The organism is Ramlibacter sp. (assembly GCF_041916345.1).
GTDB lineage: Bacteria > Pseudomonadota > Gammaproteobacteria > Burkholderiales > Burkholderiaceae_C > Ramlibacter.
Genome location: NZ_JAYRZR010000001.1, coordinates 79,795 through 96,560, shown reverse-complemented (window position 1 = coordinate 96,560; position 16,766 = coordinate 79,795). Strand labels below are relative to the sequence as shown.

Here is a 16,766-nt window from a genome sequence, read left to right as displayed (position 1 = left end):
GGGAAAAGCCCTGGATTATCGGGCCGGCGGCGTTTCGTCCAGCGGCAGCTCGGTCATGCGGCCCGTGACGGGGTCGGACACGGCCAGCCGGCTGGCGTAGCTGAGCGCCGTGCGGGCATTGGCCCGGGCAGCGGCCACCGCCTGCGAAGGCCGCACCTCGGTGTGCGCCGCCACGAGGCCGATGCCCACCTCGGCCACCCAGTCGGTGCGCTCGGCATCCAGCGCGGCGGCCTGCCCCGAGGTGCTGAGGCCGACCGGCCGCGACAGGCGCCGGCGCAGGGTGCGCGCGAGCTCGTGCATGCGCTGCAGGTCCGAGGGGTTGCGCAGCAGCAGCAGGAAGCCATCCTCCCCCAGGCGCCCCATCTCCACCTGCGGCGGCACGCAGCGGCGCAGGCGGCTGGCACAGATGAACAGCGCATGGTTGAAGGCGGCGCGGCCGTGCAGGCTCTCCAGGGCGTGCAGGTTGGCCACGCAGATCGCGATCAGGCCCACGGGGCGGACGCCCTCCTCGCGGCGGAAGAAGACGCTGCCCACCATCTGCCCGGTTTCACTGTGCGAGCGCATGCGGGTGACAGGGTCGTAGCTGGGCCCATGGGCCATCACCGCCGCCAGTTCCAGCAGGTAGCTGTAGCGCGTCCACAGCGCGGTGGCCATCACGCCCAGGTAGGCGATGCCGGCGACGGCGCTGGCCGCATGCACCGTCCAGGGCGCATCGCGGTCCAGGGCGATCCAGCACAGGCCGCTCACCGCGACCAGCATGCAGGCCACGCCGGTGACGGCGATCCAGGCCTGCCGGTCGCCGCGCACGGCGGAACGCAGCGTCATGCCCAGCATGACCGCGCCCACGCTGAACGAATAGCCGGCGCCCCAGGCCAGGGCACTGAGCGCGTCGTCGGCCCAGCCCAGGCCCAGCGCGGCCAGGCCGGGCACGCCCAGCAGGAGCAAGGCGCGGCGCGTTACACCGGGCTGGCGCGTCAGACCCAGCATGGCCAGCAGCATCATCGCCAGGCCGATGGAGGAGAAGACCGCCACGTGCGCGAGCAGCCTCGACTCGACAGTGCCCGTCACGGGCAGCAGGCCGAGGAAGGCGATGACGTACAGCGCCGACAGGCCGGCCGAGACGGCCGCCATGTTGGCCACGCGGCGATGCGCGCGCGCAAAGGCCGCGATCGACAGCACCATCATCAGGGCGGCGGTGCCGAAATAGGCCCCCCAGAAGCCCGCGACCAGCGTGTTCATGACCGCGACGATACGACGGTCGCTGCGCTTACACTGTGCCGTTTCTCACGATTGACCGTCCCCTCCGGCCGATGTCCGCCATCTTCAACTTCACTTTCGTCCCCTGGTTCCGGTCGGTCGCGCCCTACATCCACATGCACCGTGGCAAGACCTTCGTGGTCGGTGTCGCAGGCGAGGCCATCGCCGCTGGCAAGCTGCCCGCCATCGCGCAGGACCTGGCGCTGATCCAGAGCATGGGCGTCAAGGTCGTGCTGGTGCACGGCTTCCGCCCCCAGGTGAACGAGCAGCTGCGCGCCAAGGGCCACGAGGCCCGCTACTCGCACGGCATGCGCATCACCGACAGCGTGGCGCTCGATTGCGCCCAGGAGGCCGCGGGCCAGCTACGCTACGAGATCGAGGCCGCGTTCAGCCAGGGCCTGCCCAACACGCCGATGGCCGGCTCCACCGTGCGCGTGATCTCCGGCAACTTCATCACCGCGCGGCCGGTGGGCATCGTCGACGGCGTCGATTTCCAGCATTCGGGCCTGGTGCGCAAGGTCGACATCGCCGGCATCCGGCGCACGCTGGACCACGGCGCGATGGTGCTGCTGTCGCCGTTCGGCTTCTCGCCCACCGGCGAGGCCTTCAACCTCACGATGGAGGAAGTCGCCACCAGCGTGGCCATCGCCATGCAGGCCGACAAGCTGCTGTTCATGACCGAGGTGCCGGGCGTGCGGCTGAACCCCGACGAACCCGAGGGCGAGGACAACCCCATCGACACCGAGCTGCCGCTGGCCGCGGCCGAGCGCCTGCTGGCCGCGCTGCCCACGCCGCAGCAGCCCACCGACATCGCGTTCTACCTGCAGCACTGCGTGAAGGCCTGCAAGGCCGGTGTGGAACGCAGCCACATCATCCCCTTCGCGACCGACGGTGCCCTGCTGCTCGAGATCTACATGCACGACGGCATCGGCACCATGGTGATCGACGAGAAGCTGGAGGAGCTGCGTGAGGCCACGGCCGACGACGTGGGCGGCATCATCCAGCTGATCGAGCCGTTCGAGCGCGACGGCACGCTCGTCAAGCGTGACCGCACCGAGATCGAGCGCGACGTCGCCAACTACACGGTGATCGAGCACGACGGCGTGATCTTCGCGTGCGCCGCGCTCTACCCCTACCCCGAGGCCCGCACCGGCGAGATGGCCGCACTCACGGTGTCGCCGCAGAGCCAGGGCCAGGGCGATGGCGAGAAGGTGCTCAAGCGCATCGAGCAGCGCGCCCGCGCGATGGGCCTGGACAGCATCTTCGTGCTGACGACCCGCACCATGCACTGGTTCCTGAAGCGCGGTTTCGCGCAGGTCGACCCCGAGTGGCTGCCCGAGGCGCGCAAGCGCAAGTACAACTGGGACCGTCGCAGCATGGTGTTCGTGAAGAAACTGGTGTAAACCCCGGTTTCACGGCCGCTGACAAGTCGGCGCGGCTGCTCTATCGTGGGTGCGTGGGTGCGGCCCGCACCCGCCATCGAGGAGACGACGATGCGCAGCCTCATGAGCGCCGCCCCGCCGGTCGAAATCCGCATTCCCTGCGGCAGTGCGTGGTTGCCGGGTGACCTGACCGTGCCGGTCGAATTCATCGGCCTGGTGGTGTTCGCCGACGCCGGCCCCGACGGCCGCCACAACGCCTGCAGCCGCCGCATCGCCCACCGCCTGCACGATGCCGGCATCGCCACCCTGCTGTTCAACCCCCTCACCGCGACCGAGGCCGAGGCGGAAGGCCATCGCGACCCGCACCGCCCCGACGTCGCCCTGCTCACCCGCCGGCTGGAGCTGGCGACCGCCTGGGCCGCCGCGCGCGCGGACGTGCGCGGCATGCCGCTCGGCTTCCTGGCCAAGGGCGCGGGCAGCGCCGCCGCGCTGATCGCCGCGGCGCAGCTCGGGCCGCGCGTATCGGCCATCGTGGCGCACTCCGGCCGGCCCGAACTGGCCGGCGCCGCGGCACTGGGCTCGGTCAGCGCCCCCACCCTGCTGATCGGCGGCCACGAGGATCCATCCGGCCTCGCCCGGCTGGAGCGCGTGCTGGATCTGCTGGGCGGCGTCAAGCGGCTGGCGGTGGTGCCGCGCGCCGGCACGCACCTGGATCACGGCGAGCCGCTCGAACAGGTAGGGGATCTGGCGGCGGCCTGGTTCAGCCGCCATCTGCTGCGCACGGAGCAGCTCGCCTGAGGCGCGCCAGCCGCCCGGGCCGGCGCTGCCCGCTTCAGGCCATCACAGCCTGCGAGCCACCGCGCGGGTCACGGCGGCGCCACTGGCGCAGCACGAGCACCAGGCCGACCACGGTGAAGATCGTGAACCACACGAACGACCAGTTCGCGATGGAGCCGCCGAGGAAAGTCCAGTCGATCTTGGTGCAGTCGCCGCTGCCGCGGAAGATCATCGGGATCGCGCGCTTGAGCGGGAAGGTCTCGATCATCCCGTAGAAGTCACGCCCGCATGAGGCGATCTCGGGCGGGTACCACTGCAGCCAGCTCTGGCGCGCGGCCACGAAGGCGCCGAAGCCGGCGAACAGCACCAGCAGGCCGCCGCTGGCGAGATGGGCCCCGCGACCCTTGAGCGCGGCACCCACGGCCGCGACCACGGCCACCAGGATCAGCGCATAGCGCTGCACGATGCACATGGGGCACGGCTCCAGCTGGGCGGGGCCATGCTGCAGGTAGAGCCCGAAGGCGAGCATGGCCACGCAGATCGCGGCCACGGCGGCCAGCACGCGACGGGGCGCGCTGTCGAACCATTGGAAGAACATGACTGTGATTTTCCCTCAACCGGCGCGGCCGCCGGCGGCAGGGGCCGTCAGCTGGCGCTTTCCACGAACACGCGGGCACGGCGCGGCGTCACCACCAGGGTCTCGCCCTCGCGCAGGCCCAGCGAACGGAAGTGTTCCGCGGGAATCTGCGCCTCGATGATCGGGTCGGCCGCGCGCGGCTCGCCTGCTTGGGTCCCTTCGGCGGGCAGAAGTTCCAGCCGCGCGATGGGGCCGACCACGATGGCGCGGGCGAGCTGCGCCACGATGCCCCGCGGGCGGCCCTGGGCGTCCAGCCCGCCGCCCGGTGCGTAGCGTTCCACGTCCAGGTCGTGCGGGCGCACGTAGGCGGCCGCACGGGCATTCTGCGCCGCCGCATGCTCCGGCGCGGCGAGCTGCAGGCCCGGCAGGTGCACCTCGCCCTCGTGGGCGCGGCCCTGGAACAGGTTCACGTCGCCCAGGAAGCCATAGACGAACGGGCTGGCCGGATGGTCCCACACCTCCTGCGGGGACCCGACCTGCTCCACATGGCCGGCGTTCATCAGCACCACGCGGTCCGCCACCTCCAGGGCCTCTTCCTGGTCATGCGTGACGAAGATGCTGGTGACGTGCAGGTCGTCGTGCAGCCGGCGCAGCCAGCGGCGCAGCTCCTTGCGCACCTTGGCATCGAGCGCGCCAAAGGGCTCGTCGAGCAGCAGCACCTTGGGCTCCACCGCCAGCGCGCGGGCGAGCGCGATGCGCTGCCGCTGGCCGCCGGAGAGCTGCGACGGGAAGCGGTCCGCCAGCCAGTCGAGCTGCACCAGGTTCAGCAGGTCGTGCACCTTGCGGCGGATCACCTCCTCCGACGGCCGTGAGGCGCGCGGCTTCATGCGCAGGCCGAACGCCACGTTGTCGAACACCGTCATGTGGCGGAACAGCGCGTAGTGCTGGAACACGAAGCCCACCTGGCGCTCGCGCACGTGCACGTCGGTGGTGTCCTCGCCGGCGAAGAGGATGCTGCCGGCGTCGGCCGTCTCCAGCCCGGCGATGATGCGCAGCAAGGTTGTCTTGCCGCAGCCCGAGGGCCCCAGCAGCGCCACCAGCTCGCCGGAGCCGATGTCCAGCGACACGTTGGCCAGCGCCTGGAAGTCGCCGAAGTTCTTGCTGACGTTGCGGATCTCGATGCTCATGCGGTCACTCCAGGGGCCAGGGTCCGGGGATGGGACGGGTCGCGCAAGCCAGGCGCTTCCGGCGGCAGCACGGCGGCCGTTTCGAACGCACGCGCCTGCTTCCACTCCGCCACCGACTTGATCGCCAGCGTCACCAGGGCCAGCAGCGCCAGCAGCGAGGCCACCGCGAACGCGGCCACCGACTGGTATTCGTTGTAGAGAATCTCCACGTGCAGCGGCATGGTGTTGGTCTGGCCGCGGATGTGGCCCGACACCACCGACACCGCGCCGAACTCGCCCATGGCGCGCGCGTTGCACAGGATCACGCCGTAGATCAGGCCCCACTTGATGTTGGGCAGGGTGACATGCCAGAAGGTCTGCCAGCCGGTCGCGCCCAGCACGATGGCGGCCTGCTCCTCCTCGTTGCCCTGCGACTGCATCAGCGGAATCAGCTCGCGGGCGATGAACGGGAAGGTGACGAACACCGTGGCCAGCACGATGCCCGGCACCGCGAAGACGATCTTGATGCCGTGCGCAGCCAGCCACGGGCCCAGCCAGCCCTGCGCGCCGAACACCAGCACGTAGATCAGGCCCGCGACCACCGGCGACACCGAGAACGGCAGATCCACCAGCGTGGTGAGGAAGGCCTTGCCGCGGAACTCGTACTTGGCGATGCACCAGGCGGCGGCGACGCCGAACACCAGGTTCAGCGGCACGGCGATGGCCGCCGTGATCAGCGTGAGGCGGATGGCCGACCAGGCATCCGGCTCGCGCAGGCCGTCGAGATAGGCGCCGAAGCCCTTGCGCAGCGCCTCGGCGAACACCGCCGCCAGCGGCAGCACCAGGAACAGCAGCACGAACCCCAGCGCCACCGTGATCAGCGTGTAGCGCACCCAGGCGGGTTCGGTCGTGCTCACGCGCTGGCGGCTCAGGTCCACGGTGCTCATCTCACTGCCCTCCCGAACGGCGCCGCTGCCAGGCCTGCAGGCCGTTGATGACCAGCAGCAACGCGAATGAGAACAGCAGCATCACCAGCGCCACGGCGGTGGCACCGGCGTAGTCGTACTGCTCCAGCTTGCCGATGATGATGAGCGGCGTGATCTCCGAGACCATGGGCATGTTGCCGGCGATGAAGATCACCGAGCCGTACTCGCCGACGGCGCGCGCGAAGGCCATGGCAAAGCCGGTGAGCAGCGCCGGCGCGATGGCCGGGAAGATGACGTGGCGGAAGGTCTGCCAGCGCGTGGCGCCCAGGCAGGCCGCGGCCTCCTCCAGCTCGCGCTCGGACTCCTCCAGCACCGGCTGCACCGTGCGCACCACGAAGGGCAGGCCGATGAAGATGAGCGCGATCAGCACGCCATTGGGGTTGAAGGCGAGCTGGATGCCATGCGGCTCCAGCAGCGAACCGATCCAGCCATTGCCCGCGAGCAGCGCCGTGAGCGAGATGCCGGCCACCGCGGTGGGCAGCGCGAACGGCAGGTCCACCAGCGCATCGACAAACTTGCGGCCAGGAAAGTCGTAGCGCACCAGCACCCAGGCGAGCAGCAGCCCGAAGACCACGTTGACCAGCGCGGCGATGAAGGAGGCGCCGAAGGTGAGCCGATAGGACGCGACCACGCGCGGAGAGGACACCGCCGCCCAGAACTGATCCCAGGTGAGCGTGAAGGTCTTGAACACCAGCGCCGACAGCGGGATCAGCACGATCAGGCTCAGATACAGCACGGTGTAGCCCAGCGTGAGGTGGAAGCCGGGCAGCACCTGGCGGGTGGCCGCGCCCGAGCGGGCCGCGCGCGCGGCGGCCGGTGCGGGCAGCGGGAGGGCAGCAGCGGTCATGGCAGACGGCCCGTCACTTCACCGTGTAGAGCTTGTCGAACTGCCCGCCGTCGTTGAAGTGCACCTTCTGCGCCTCGGACAGCGAACCGAACAGCTCCTGCACCGTGAACTGGGCGATGGGCTTGAACGAGGCCTGGTACTTCTTCAGGATGGCCGGGTTGCGCGGGCGGATGTTGTGCTTCGCTGCGATCTCCTGGCCGGCATCGGAGTAGAGGAAGTCGAGGTACGCCTTCGCGGCTTCAGCCGTGCCCTTCTTCGCCACCGTGCGCTCCACCACCGCCACCGGGTTCTCGGCCACGATGCTGATGGAGGGGTAGACCACGTCGACCTTGTTGGCACCGAATTCACGGTCCACCGAGACCACCTCGGACTCGAAGGTGATCAGCACGTCGCCGATGTTGCGTTGCAGGAAGGCGGTGGTGGCGTCACGCCCGCCACGCGCGAGCACCGGCACGTTGGCGTAGAGCTTGCCCACGAAGACGGCCGCATCGGCGTCGGAGCCGCCCTTCTTCTTCACATAGCCCCAGGCCGCGAGGTAGGCATAGCGGCCGTTGCCACCGGTCTTGGGGTTCACCACCACGACCTGCACACCGGGCTTGACCAGGTCGTCCCAGTCCTTGATGCCCTTGGGGTTGCCGTTGCGGGTGAGGAACAGCATCGTCGACGTCGTGGGCGCCGCGTTGTGCGGGAAGCGCTTGGCCCAGTCCTTCGCGACCACGCCCTTGTCGGCCAGGAACTCCACGTCGGTGGTGGTGTTCATGGTCACCACATCCGCATCCAGGCCGTCGGCCACGGCGCGTGCCTGGGCGCTGGAGCCGGCGTGCGACTGCTCGATCTTCAGGTCCTTGCCGGTCGTCTTCTTGTAGTGGGGCACGAAGGCGGCGTTGATGTCCTTGTAGAACTCGCGCGCCACGTCGTAGCTGACGTTCAGGAGGGATTGCTGGGCGCTGGCCACGCTGCTGGCGGCGATGAGCGCGGCTGCCAGCACGGTCTTGATTCGGGGGTTCATGCTCGGATTCCTCAGGGATGGCACCGGATTCTGGGGATGCGGTCATGAAAACCCAACGAATCATTCGTTGTTTGCATATGCAGGCGATCGGCCTCACAGGAGCGGGCGCAGCTCCCTCGCAGCTTCCTGCAGCATCGGCAGCAGGCCCTCCCGAAGCGCGTCGGCGGTGAGCCGATGCGGGGCCGCCACAACGTTCAGTGCCGCGACGGTACGGCCCTGCATGTCGCGCAGCGGCACGGCCAGGGCGTTCACGCCGAGTTCGTGTTCCTCGCTGGCGACGGCCCAGTCCTGCTCGCGCGCGGTGGCAACCGCGGCGCGGAAGGCCCGGCCATCGACCAGCGTGTGCGGCGTGAGCCGCGGCAGATCCCGCCCCTTCATCCAGGCCTGCAGTTCCGCGCGGGTCTTGGCGGCCAGCAGCACGCGCCCGGTGGAGGTGGCATGGGCCGGCAGGCGCGCGCCCAGGTGCAGGCCGTAGGCGAGCAGGCGCGTCGGGCCGCTGCGGGCAATGATGACGACCTGCTCGCCGTCCAGCACCACGGCGGAGAACGACTCACCGGTGTGCGCGGCCAGCCGGTTCAGCGTGGGCTGGATCACGCGCGGCAGCCGGGCCGAGGCCAGGTAGCTGCCCGAGAAGCGCAGCACCTTGGGCGCCAGCCAGAAGAAGGCCCCGTCGGTCTCCAGGTAGCCGAGCTCGGTGAGCGTGAGCAGATGGCGCCGTGCGGCGGCGCGGGTGAGCCCGGCGCGCTGCGCGGCCAGGGTGGCGTTCAGGCGCTGGCGCTCGGTGTCGAAGCTCTCCAGCACGGCCAGGCCCTTGGCAAGGCCGGCGATGTAGTCCGCGTGGGCAATGGGCATGGCGCCTCCGGTGCGCAGGCATTGCGCGATGATCGCGCAAGCGGGGCGATGATCGCACAACGGATGCCGTGGGCGATGGCAGGATCCTGCCGGAGCCTCCTACAGTGAGCGGCATTCCAGGAGACATTCATGCGTACCCAGGTTGCCATCATCGGCGCCGGCCCCTCGGGCCTGCTGCTCGGCCAGTTGCTGCACAAGGCCGGCATCGACAACGTGATCCTCGAGCGCCAGACCGGTGACTACGTGCTGGGCCGCATCCGCGCCGGCATCCTGGAGCAGGTCACGGTGGACCTGCTGCGCGAGGCGGGCGTCGGCGAGCGCGTGGGCCGCGAGGGCGTGGTCCACCACAGCATCGAGCTGGTCTTCTCCGGCGCGCGGCATCCCATCGACGTGCACGGCCTCACCGGCGGCAAGGTCGTCACCGCCTACGGCCAGACCGAGCTGACGCGCGACCTGATGGAAGCGCGGGCCGCCCAGGGCCTGACCACGGTCTACGAGGCCGCGAACGTGAGCCTGCACGACTTCGACGGCACCCAGCCGGTCGTGCGCTACCAGAAGGACGGACAGACCCACGAACTCGCCTGCGACTTCATCGCCGGCTGCGATGGCTTCCACGGTGCCAGCCGCGCCGCGGTGAAGGACCGCATCACCGAGTACGAGAAGGTCTACCCCTTCGGCTGGCTGGGCGTGCTGGCCGACGTGCCGCCCGTGTCGCCGCACGCCATCGTCTATGGCAACAGCGAGCGCGGCTTCTCGCTGTGCTCCATGCGCAGCCTGACGCGCAGCCGCTACTACGTGCAGTGCCCGCTGGACGACCAGGTGGCAGACTGGAGCGACCAGCGCTTCTGGGATGAACTGCGCCGCCGGCTCGACCCGGAACTGGCCGAGCGCGTGATCACCGGCCCCACCATCGAGAAAAGCATCGCGCCGCTGCGCAGCTTCGTCGCCGAGCCCATGCGCTTTGGCCGGCTGTTCCTGGCCGGGGATGCCGCGCACATCGTGCCGCCCACGGGGGCCAAGGGCCTGAACCTGGCGGCGACCGACGTGAAGTACCTGTCCGGCGCCTTCATCGAGCACTTCCAGGAGCGCTCCGACGCCGGCATCGACACCTACTCGCAGCGCTGCCTGCGCCGCATCTGGAAGGCCGAGCGTTTTTCGTGGTGGCTCACCAGCCTGATGCACCGCTTCCCGGATACCGAGGGCATCGGCCAGAAACTGCAGGAGGCGGAGCTGGACTACCTGGTGAACTCGCGCGCGATGTCCACTGCGCTGGCCGAGAACTACGTCGGCCTGCCGCTCTGAGGCACCGCGCCGGGCCGCGCGCCTACTGGCACGCCGGCGGTGACTGGGGTGGGCCGCACTTCTCCAGGGCGCCTTCCTTGAAGCCCCCATTGGCGAGGCGGAAGCCGCCCCAGCAGGCAGCGCTGGCCTGGTAGGCGCGCTGCCGGAAGGCACAGTCGGACTCACCCGGCTGCTTCGCCGCGGTGCCGGCCGCGCCGCCCTTGTCCGCATCGCCACCGGCGGCGGATGCGGCAGCCTGCGCCGCGACCGCGGCCCGTTGCGTGTCGATCTGCTGCAGGCGGGCACGGTCGGCCGCGGCACGGGTCTGCGCGGCCGCGCGGTCACTGGCCGGCACGTCGTCGCGCGGCATCGGCACCACCTTCACATCCTTCGCGTTGGCAGGCGGCTTGTCGGACAGGTGGACCTGCCCCTTGTCGTCCGTCCAGCGGTACAGGGTCTGGGCGATGGAAGGGCTGGCCAGCACCAGCAGCACGCCGGCGATGGCGCAGACCACGAAGAGACGCGGTGTCATGGGAAGCCTCCGATCCCCATTGTGCGCCCCTCCCTGCGGCCCGTTCAATCGGCGAACTTGCCCCCGGCCTTGATGATCGGCCCCCACTTGTCGATCTCGGCCTTCAGCCAGGCCTGCAGGCCCTCCGGCGTGAGCTTGGCGTCCGGCACGATCTCGGCGCCCAGGTCATCCATGCGCTTGACCACGTCGGGGTCCTTCAGCGCGGCACGCACGGCGGCGTTCATCTTCTCGATCACCGGCTTCGGCGTGCCCTTGGGCGCGTAGATGCCGTGCCAGACCACGACCTCGAAATCCTTCAGGCCCTGCTCGGTCAGCGTGGGGGCGTTGGGCAGCGACTTGATGCGGCTCTTCGTCGTGACGCCGTACAACTTGACGTTGCCGGCCTTGATCTGCGGGATGGTCTGCGTGGTCTGGTCGCACAGCAGGTCGACCTGGCCACCCAGCAGCGCATTCATGGCGGGGGCGGTGCCCTGGAACGGGACCTCGGTGAACTTCAGACCCACGGCGCGCTGGAACAGCATGCCGCACAGCTGCGACACCGCGCCCAGGCCGGCGGTGGCGAGGTTGACCTTCGATTCGTTGGCCTTCAGGTAGGCCAGCAGTTCCTGCAGGTTGGCCGCCGGCATGTCCTTGCGGGCGAGCAGGGTCATGGGCACGTCCACCGCCTGGCTCACGTACTCGAAGTCGGCCAGCGGGTCATAGGCCAGCTTGCGGTACAGCGCGGTGGAGGTCGCCATGCCGTTGTGGTGGATGAAGAAGGTGTAGCCATCGGGTGCCGCCTTGGCGACGGCGCCCGCTGCCACCGTGCCGCCCGCGCCCAGGCGGTTTTCCACCACCACGGACTGGCCGAGCGTCTTGGTCATCGATGCCGCGAACGTGCGGGCCACGACGTCGGTGGGGCCGCCGGCGGCGAACGGCACGACGAGCGCGACGGGCTTGGAGGGCCAGGCGGGCTGCGCCTGCGCGAGGGCCGCGGCGACCACGCCGAGGGCCACGACCATGATCTGCCTGATCTTCATCCGGAGTCTCCTGCTGGGGTTGGAATGCACTGGAAGGTTAGCAAGCCAACGATCCAGCGGCATCCGGGCCTACCCGCCCCGGGCGCGGTGCGCCGGCGCCCATGCTAGGCTCATTGCCCATGAGCAAGACCCCGCCCGCCCTGCACGGCATCCGCATCCTCAGCCTCGCCCTCAACCTGCCCGGCCCCGCCGCGCTGATGCGGTGCCGCCGCATGGGCGCCACCTGCACCAAGATCGAGCCGCCCGCCGGCGACCCGATGGGCCTCTACAACCGGCCGGCCTACGAAGAGCTGCATGAAGGCGTGAAGGTGCTCGTGGCCGACCTCAAGTCGCCGGATGGCCAGGCGGCGCTGCACCAGGAACTCGCGCGCACCGACGTGCTGCTGACCTCGTTCCGCCCGTCGGCGCTGGTCAAGCTGGGCCTCGGCTGGCCCGAGCTGCGCGCCCGCTACCCGAGCCTGAGCCAGGTAGCCATCGTCGGGGCGCCGGGTGATCGCGCCGAGGAGCCAGGCCATGACCTCACATACCTGGCGGACAACGGCCTGATCCCCGGCCTGGAGCTGCCGGCCACGCTGTATGCCGACATGGCCGGCTCGCTGATGGCCGCCGAGGCGGTGCTGCAGGCCGCGCTGCGCCATCATGAGCGCTACGGCGCCAGCGGCGAGGCGCACCCGGCCGGGATGTACCTGGAAGTGGCACTGTCGGATGCCGCCGGCTACCTCGCCCTGCCCCGCCGCTGGGGCCTGACGCAGCCGACCGGCTCAGTCGGCGGCGCGCACGCGGGCTATCGCGTCTATCCGTGCCAGGACGGCCGGGTGGCCGTGGCCGCCCTGGAGCCGCACTTTGCGGCCGCCCTGTGCGCAGCAGCGGGCGTGGCGGCCAGCGACGTGAAGGCCATGTTCGCGCCGGCCACGCACCAGGCCATCGCCGCCTTCCTGGCGGGCCGCACGCGGGCCGAGCTGGATGCGCTGGCCGTGGAGCGCGACATTCCCCTGCACACGATGCCCACCTGAGGCGATCGGCGCACCCGGGCCGCCTCAGCGCGACTTGCGTGGCGGCAGGCCGGTGTGCTGCGTGAGGATGCGGCCCTTGCGCGGCTGCGCCGGCGTGGCGTTCTTGCGCCGCGGGCTGGCATAGCTGCCATCGGTGGCCGGCTGGAAGGTCGGGATGAGGTGCTGCTTGCCGTTGCCGATGAGATCGGCACGGCCCATGGCCTTCAGCGCCTCGCGCAGCAGCGGCCAGTTGTTGGGATCGTGGTAGCGCAGGAAGGCCTTGTGCAACCGCCGGCGTCGATCGCCCTTCACGATGTCCACCGTCTCGCTGGCGCGGCCCACCTTGCGCAGCGGGTTGCGACCGGAGTGGTACATGGCGGTCGCCGTGGCCATCGGGCTCGGGTAGAAGGTCTGCACCTGGTCGGCGCGGAAGCCGTTGCGCTTGAGCCAGAGCGCCAGGTTCATCATGTCCTCATCGCTGGTACCCGGGTGGGCGGCGATGAAGTACGGGATGAGGTACTGCTCCTTGCCCGCCTCCTTCGAGTACTTCTCGAACATCTGGCGGAAGCGCTCATAGCTGCCGATGCCGGGCTTCATCATCTTGCCCAGCGGCCCGGCCTCGGTGTGCTCGGGCGCGATCTTCAGGTAGCCACCCACGTGGTGCTGCACCAGCTCCTTCACGTACTCGGGCGACTGCACCGCCAGGTCATAGCGCAGGCCGGAGCCGATGAGGATCTTCTTGATGCCCTTCAACGCGCGCGCCTTGCGGTACAGCTGCACCAGCGCGCTGTGGTCGGTGTTCAGGTTCGGGCAGATGCCCGGGTACACGCAGCTCGGCTTGCGGCAGGCGGCCTCGATCTCCGGTGAGCGGCAGCCGATGCGGTACATGTTGGCGGTGGGGCCGCCCAGGTCCGACACGACGCCGGTGAAGCCGGGCACCTTGTCCCGGATCTCCTCCACCTCCTGCAGGATGCTCGCCTCGCTGCGGCTCTGGATGATGCGGCCCTCGTGCTCGGTGATGGAGCAGAAGGTGCAGCCGCCGAAGCAGCCGCGCATGATGTTCACGCTGAAGCGGATCATCTCCCAGGCGGGGATCTTGGTCGCCCCGTCGTGCCGGCCGTTCTCGTCGGCGTAGGCCGGGTGCGGGCTGCGCGCGTACGGCAGGCCGAACACGTGGTCCATCTCGGCGGTGGTCAGCGGGATCGGCGGCGGGTTCAGCCACACGTCACGTTCGCCATGCGCCTGCACCAGCGCGCGCGCGTTGCCAGGGTTCGTCTCCAGGTGCAGCACGCGGCTGGCATGGGCGTAGAGCACCGGATCGGACTTGACCTGCTCGTACGACGGCAGACGGATGACCGAGCGGTCGCGCGGCGGCACCGTCACCCGCGCGTTCGCCCGCGGCAGCACGGTGATCGGCTGCGCGCCCGTGTCGTCCTTCGCGCACGCACCGCCCTGCCCCTTGGCCTGCTCGCTGACGGTCTGGTAGGGATTGACGTGCGCCTCCACCCGGCCTGGCTGGTCGACCTCGGTCGAGTCGATCTCGAACCAGCCCTCGGGCGTGGACCGGCGCACGAAGGCGGTGCCACGCACGTCGGTGATCGTGTGCACCGGCTCGCGCGCGGCCAGCCGGTGCGCCACCTCGACCAGCGCGCGCTCGGCGTTGCCGTACAGCAGCAGGTCGCACTTGGCGTCGAGCACGATGCTCTTGCGCACCTTGTCGGACCAGTAGTCGTAGTGCGCGATGCGGCGCAGGCTGCCCTCGATGCCGCCCAGGACGATGGGCACGTCCTTGAAGGCCTCGCGGCAGCGCTGGCTGTAGACGATGGCCGCGCGATCCGGGCGCCGGCCCGCCACGTCACCCGGCGTATAGGCATCGTCGCTGCGCAGCTTGCGATCCGCCGTGTACCGGTTGATCATCGAATCCATGTTGCCGGCGGTCACGCCCCAGAACAGGTTCGGGCGGCCCAGCACCTTGAAGGGTTCGGCGCTCTGCCAGTCGGGCTGGGCGATGATGCCCACGCGGAAGCCCTGGGCCTCCAGCACGCGGCCGATCACGGCCATGCCGAAGCTCGGGTGGTCCACGTAGGCATCGCCAGTGACGAGGATGACGTCGCAGCTGTCCCAGCCGAGCGCGTCCATCTCCCTGCGGCTCATGGGCAGGAAGGGCGTGGGGCCGAAACGGTGCGCCCAGTACTTGCGATAGGCGGTGAGCGGTTTGGCCGCGCGCGGGAAGAACGAGACGTCGACGAGGGCGTTCATGGCGGCGGGCAGAGAGGGCGGATTGTAGGTGCGCCCCTGCCTGCGTGCCGGCCGGATGGGTATTACGTGGGGAAGGCGCGCGCGCCGTGCCTCAGGGGCGGTCGGCGCGCGGCGCGTCCGGGTAGCGGCTGTCCCAGCCGCTGTTGGGGTCGTTGCGCAGGGGCCGGGCCGCCGGTGCGGCGGGTTCGGGCCGCTGCGGGGCCGGGGCGGGCTGCACGCGGTCACGCCGCGGCGGCGGCTGGCTGGGGCGCGCGTGCGGATCCGGCGGCGCCAGCCGGGGCGGGCCGTACGTCGGCGGATGGCCATGGCGGTGACCCGGCGCAGGCACCACCTGGCGGGGCGGCTCCCGGTAGACGGGCGGGTGCGGCGCGTAGGGCAGCGGCCGGGCCGGCACGGGATGCGGGCGCACCCACCGGTCGCGGTCGCGGTACCAGGTGCGGTCCCGGTAGTGGTCGCGCCAGTAGTCGTGCAGGACGAACGCGAGGATGCCCACGCCCACCACGGCCGCCACCGCGGGCAGCGGCTCCCAGTGGTCCTGCCAGGGCACCTGGAGGTTCATGCCGTAGACCCAGCCCCGCGTGGGGCCATAGCTCACGTCGCACCAGCGGTAGTCGGCCAGGCAACCCTGCACGATGACCTGGATGCCGGGGCCCAGCACGGCCACCAGCGGGTAGTCCATGTCGGGGCCGGCGCGCAGGTGCAGCTCCTGCCCGGCCGTGACGACCTGCTGGGCCGAAGCCGCCAGCGGCGCCGCGGCCAGCGCGCCCGCGAGCGCCAAGCGCATGAGATGAGGGGTCATGACCCCGTAGCGCGCGAGCCCCGCGATCCGTTGACACCGTCCGGCGGCGGATGGCCGCGCCGTGCGAAACCGCACGCGGCATACACTGCCGCGGCCCCATCCGGAGACACGCATGCCCGACTTCAGCACCCTGCGCATCACCCAGGACGAGACCCACCCGCGCGTGGCCCGCCTGCTCCTCAACCGGCCCGAGCGCCTGAACGCGATCAATGACGCCATGCCGCGCGAGATCCGCGCCGCGGTGGAATGGGCGAACGCCCAGGACGAGGTGCATGTGATCGTGGTCGAGGGCGCCGGCAAGGGCTTCTGCGGCGGCTACGACCTGGCGCAGTTCGGCGAGGGGCGCATCGACCACCCCTGCCAGCAGGAGCGCCACCCCTGGGACCCGCTCGACGACTACGCCTACATGAAGCGCAATACGGAAGACTTCATGAGCCTGTGGCGCAGCCCCAAGCCCACCATTGCCAAGGTGCACGGCTACGCGGCCGCTGGCGGCAGCGACATCGCGCTCAGCTGCGACCTGCTGGTGATGGCCGAGGATGCCCGCATCGGCTACATGCCCACGCGCGTGTGGGGCTGCCCGACCACCGCGATGTGGACCTACCGCCTCGGCCCCACGCGCGCCAAGCAGCTCATGTTCACCGGCGACACCATCGACGGCCGCAAGGCCCTGGAATGGGGCCTGGCCAACGAGGTGGTGGCGGCCGAGGCGCTGGATGCCGCCACGATGGCGCTGGCCACGCGCATCGCCGGCGTGCCGCGCAGCCACCTGGCCATGCACAAGATGGTGGTCAACCAGGTGCTGCTGAACATGGGCCTGGAGCAGACCCAGAGCCTGGCCACGCTGTTCGACGGCATCACCCGGCACAACCCGGAGGGCCTGTGGTTCCGACGCTATGCCCAGGCCGAAGGCTTCAAAGCCGCGGTCGCCTGGCGCGACAGCGGCCGGCCGATCCCGGAAGGCGACGAGGCCCGCGCGGCCATCCGTGAACTGGAGGCGCGACGGCCCGGCTGACCTGCGGCGGCGACCG

The 16,766-nt window shown here is 70.4% G+C and carries 16 protein-coding genes; 5 read left to right on the top strand and 11 right to left on the bottom strand.

The window, feature by feature from the left end:
- Nucleotides 1–15 precede the first annotated feature (15 nt).
- Nucleotides 16–1,239, bottom strand: a complete 1,224-nt coding sequence (locus ACE3T5_RS00435; RefSeq protein ID WP_374663266.1) for a GGDEF domain-containing protein — start codon at nucleotides 1,237–1,239, stop codon at nucleotides 16–18.
- Nucleotides 1,240–1,310: 71 nt separating this feature from the next.
- Here ACE3T5_RS00435 and argA point away from each other — a divergent pair, with 71 nt between their 5' ends.
- Both argA and ACE3T5_RS00425 read left to right on the top strand, forming a co-directional pair.
- Nucleotides 1,311–2,660, top strand: a complete 1,350-nt coding sequence (argA, locus tag ACE3T5_RS00430) for an amino-acid N-acetyltransferase (protein WP_374663264.1) — start codon at nucleotides 1,311–1,313, stop codon at nucleotides 2,658–2,660.
- 90 nt (nucleotides 2,661–2,750) lie between these two features.
- Nucleotides 2,751–3,437 carry an alpha/beta hydrolase gene (locus ACE3T5_RS00425; RefSeq protein WP_374663262.1) on the top strand — a complete coding sequence of 229 codons (687 nt, stop codon included), beginning with the start codon at nucleotides 2,751–2,753 and terminating at the stop codon, nucleotides 3,435–3,437.
- A 34-nt stretch (nucleotides 3,438–3,471) separates the two neighbouring features.
- Here the strand turns inward: ACE3T5_RS00425 and ACE3T5_RS00420 are convergent, their stop codons facing one another.
- The 6 genes from ACE3T5_RS00420 to ACE3T5_RS00395 all read right to left on the bottom strand — a co-directional run bounded on the left by ACE3T5_RS00420 (nucleotide 3,472) and on the right by ACE3T5_RS00395 (nucleotide 8,853).
- Nucleotides 3,472–4,014 carry a disulfide bond formation protein B gene (locus ACE3T5_RS00420; protein ID WP_374663260.1) on the bottom strand — a complete coding sequence of 181 codons (543 nt, stop codon included), beginning with the start codon at nucleotides 4,012–4,014 and terminating at the stop codon, nucleotides 3,472–3,474.
- Nucleotides 4,015–4,061: 47 nt separating this feature from the next.
- The gene (locus ACE3T5_RS00415) at nucleotides 4,062–5,180 is read right to left on the bottom strand and encodes a sulfate/molybdate ABC transporter ATP-binding protein (RefSeq protein ID WP_374663258.1); all 1,119 of its coding nucleotides are present in this window, start codon (nucleotides 5,178–5,180) and stop codon (nucleotides 4,062–4,064) included.
- A complete protein-coding gene (gene cysW / locus ACE3T5_RS00410) occupies nucleotides 5,177–6,106 on the bottom strand; it encodes a sulfate ABC transporter permease subunit CysW (RefSeq protein WP_374663256.1) in 930 nt (309 codons plus the stop codon). Before cysW ends, ACE3T5_RS00415 begins: the two co-directional genes overlap by 4 nt.
- 1 nt (nucleotide 6,107) lies before the next feature.
- A complete protein-coding gene (cysT, locus tag ACE3T5_RS00405) occupies nucleotides 6,108–6,992 on the bottom strand; it encodes a sulfate ABC transporter permease subunit CysT (RefSeq protein WP_374663254.1) in 885 nt (294 codons plus the stop codon).
- Between the two features lie 13 nt (nucleotides 6,993–7,005).
- Nucleotides 7,006–8,001 carry a sulfate ABC transporter substrate-binding protein gene (locus ACE3T5_RS00400; RefSeq protein WP_374663252.1) on the bottom strand — a complete coding sequence of 332 codons (996 nt, stop codon included), beginning with the start codon at nucleotides 7,999–8,001 and terminating at the stop codon, nucleotides 7,006–7,008.
- Nucleotides 8,002–8,094: 93 nt separating this feature from the next.
- A complete protein-coding gene (locus ACE3T5_RS00395) occupies nucleotides 8,095–8,853 on the bottom strand; it encodes an IclR family transcriptional regulator C-terminal domain-containing protein (protein ID WP_374663250.1) in 759 nt (252 codons plus the stop codon).
- Nucleotides 8,854–8,982: 129 nt separating this feature from the next.
- On the opposite strand from ACE3T5_RS00395, the gene pobA reads away from it, so the two are divergent.
- Entirely contained in the window at nucleotides 8,983–10,155 is a 1,173-nt protein-coding gene (gene pobA / locus ACE3T5_RS00390) for a 4-hydroxybenzoate 3-monooxygenase (protein ID WP_374663248.1), read from the top strand.
- A gap of 22 nt (nucleotides 10,156–10,177) precedes the next feature.
- On the opposite strand, the gene ACE3T5_RS00385 is transcribed toward pobA, so the two are convergent.
- Together ACE3T5_RS00385 and ACE3T5_RS00380 are read right to left on the bottom strand one after the other, a co-directional pair.
- Nucleotides 10,178–10,666, bottom strand: a complete 489-nt coding sequence (locus ACE3T5_RS00385) for a DUF4124 domain-containing protein (protein ID WP_374663246.1) — start codon at nucleotides 10,664–10,666, stop codon at nucleotides 10,178–10,180.
- A gap of 44 nt (nucleotides 10,667–10,710) precedes the next feature.
- A complete protein-coding gene (locus ACE3T5_RS00380; RefSeq protein WP_374663244.1) occupies nucleotides 10,711–11,685 on the bottom strand; it encodes a tripartite tricarboxylate transporter substrate-binding protein in 975 nt (324 codons plus the stop codon).
- 119 nt (nucleotides 11,686–11,804) lie between these two features.
- Here ACE3T5_RS00380 and ACE3T5_RS00375 point away from each other — a divergent pair, with 119 nt between their 5' ends.
- The gene (locus ACE3T5_RS00375; RefSeq protein ID WP_374663242.1) at nucleotides 11,805–12,698 is read left to right on the top strand and encodes a CoA transferase; all 894 of its coding nucleotides are present in this window, start codon (nucleotides 11,805–11,807) and stop codon (nucleotides 12,696–12,698) included.
- 24 nt (nucleotides 12,699–12,722) lie between these two features.
- Here ACE3T5_RS00375 and ACE3T5_RS00370 read toward each other — a convergent pair whose 3' ends face one another.
- Both ACE3T5_RS00370 and ACE3T5_RS00365 read right to left on the bottom strand, forming a co-directional pair.
- Entirely contained in the window at nucleotides 12,723–14,936 is a 2,214-nt protein-coding gene (locus tag ACE3T5_RS00370; protein WP_374663240.1) for a YgiQ family radical SAM protein, read from the bottom strand.
- 91 nt (nucleotides 14,937–15,027) lie between these two features.
- Nucleotides 15,028–15,735: an SH3 domain-containing protein gene (locus ACE3T5_RS00365; protein ID WP_374663238.1), complete on the bottom strand. Its 708-nt coding sequence runs from the start codon at nucleotides 15,733–15,735 to the stop codon at nucleotides 15,028–15,030.
- 112 nt (nucleotides 15,736–15,847) lie between these two features.
- Between ACE3T5_RS00365 and ACE3T5_RS00360 the strand changes: the two genes are divergently transcribed.
- A complete protein-coding gene (locus ACE3T5_RS00360) occupies nucleotides 15,848–16,750 on the top strand; it encodes a crotonase/enoyl-CoA hydratase family protein (protein ID WP_374663236.1) in 903 nt (300 codons plus the stop codon).
- Nucleotides 16,751–16,766: the final 16 nt, after the last annotated feature.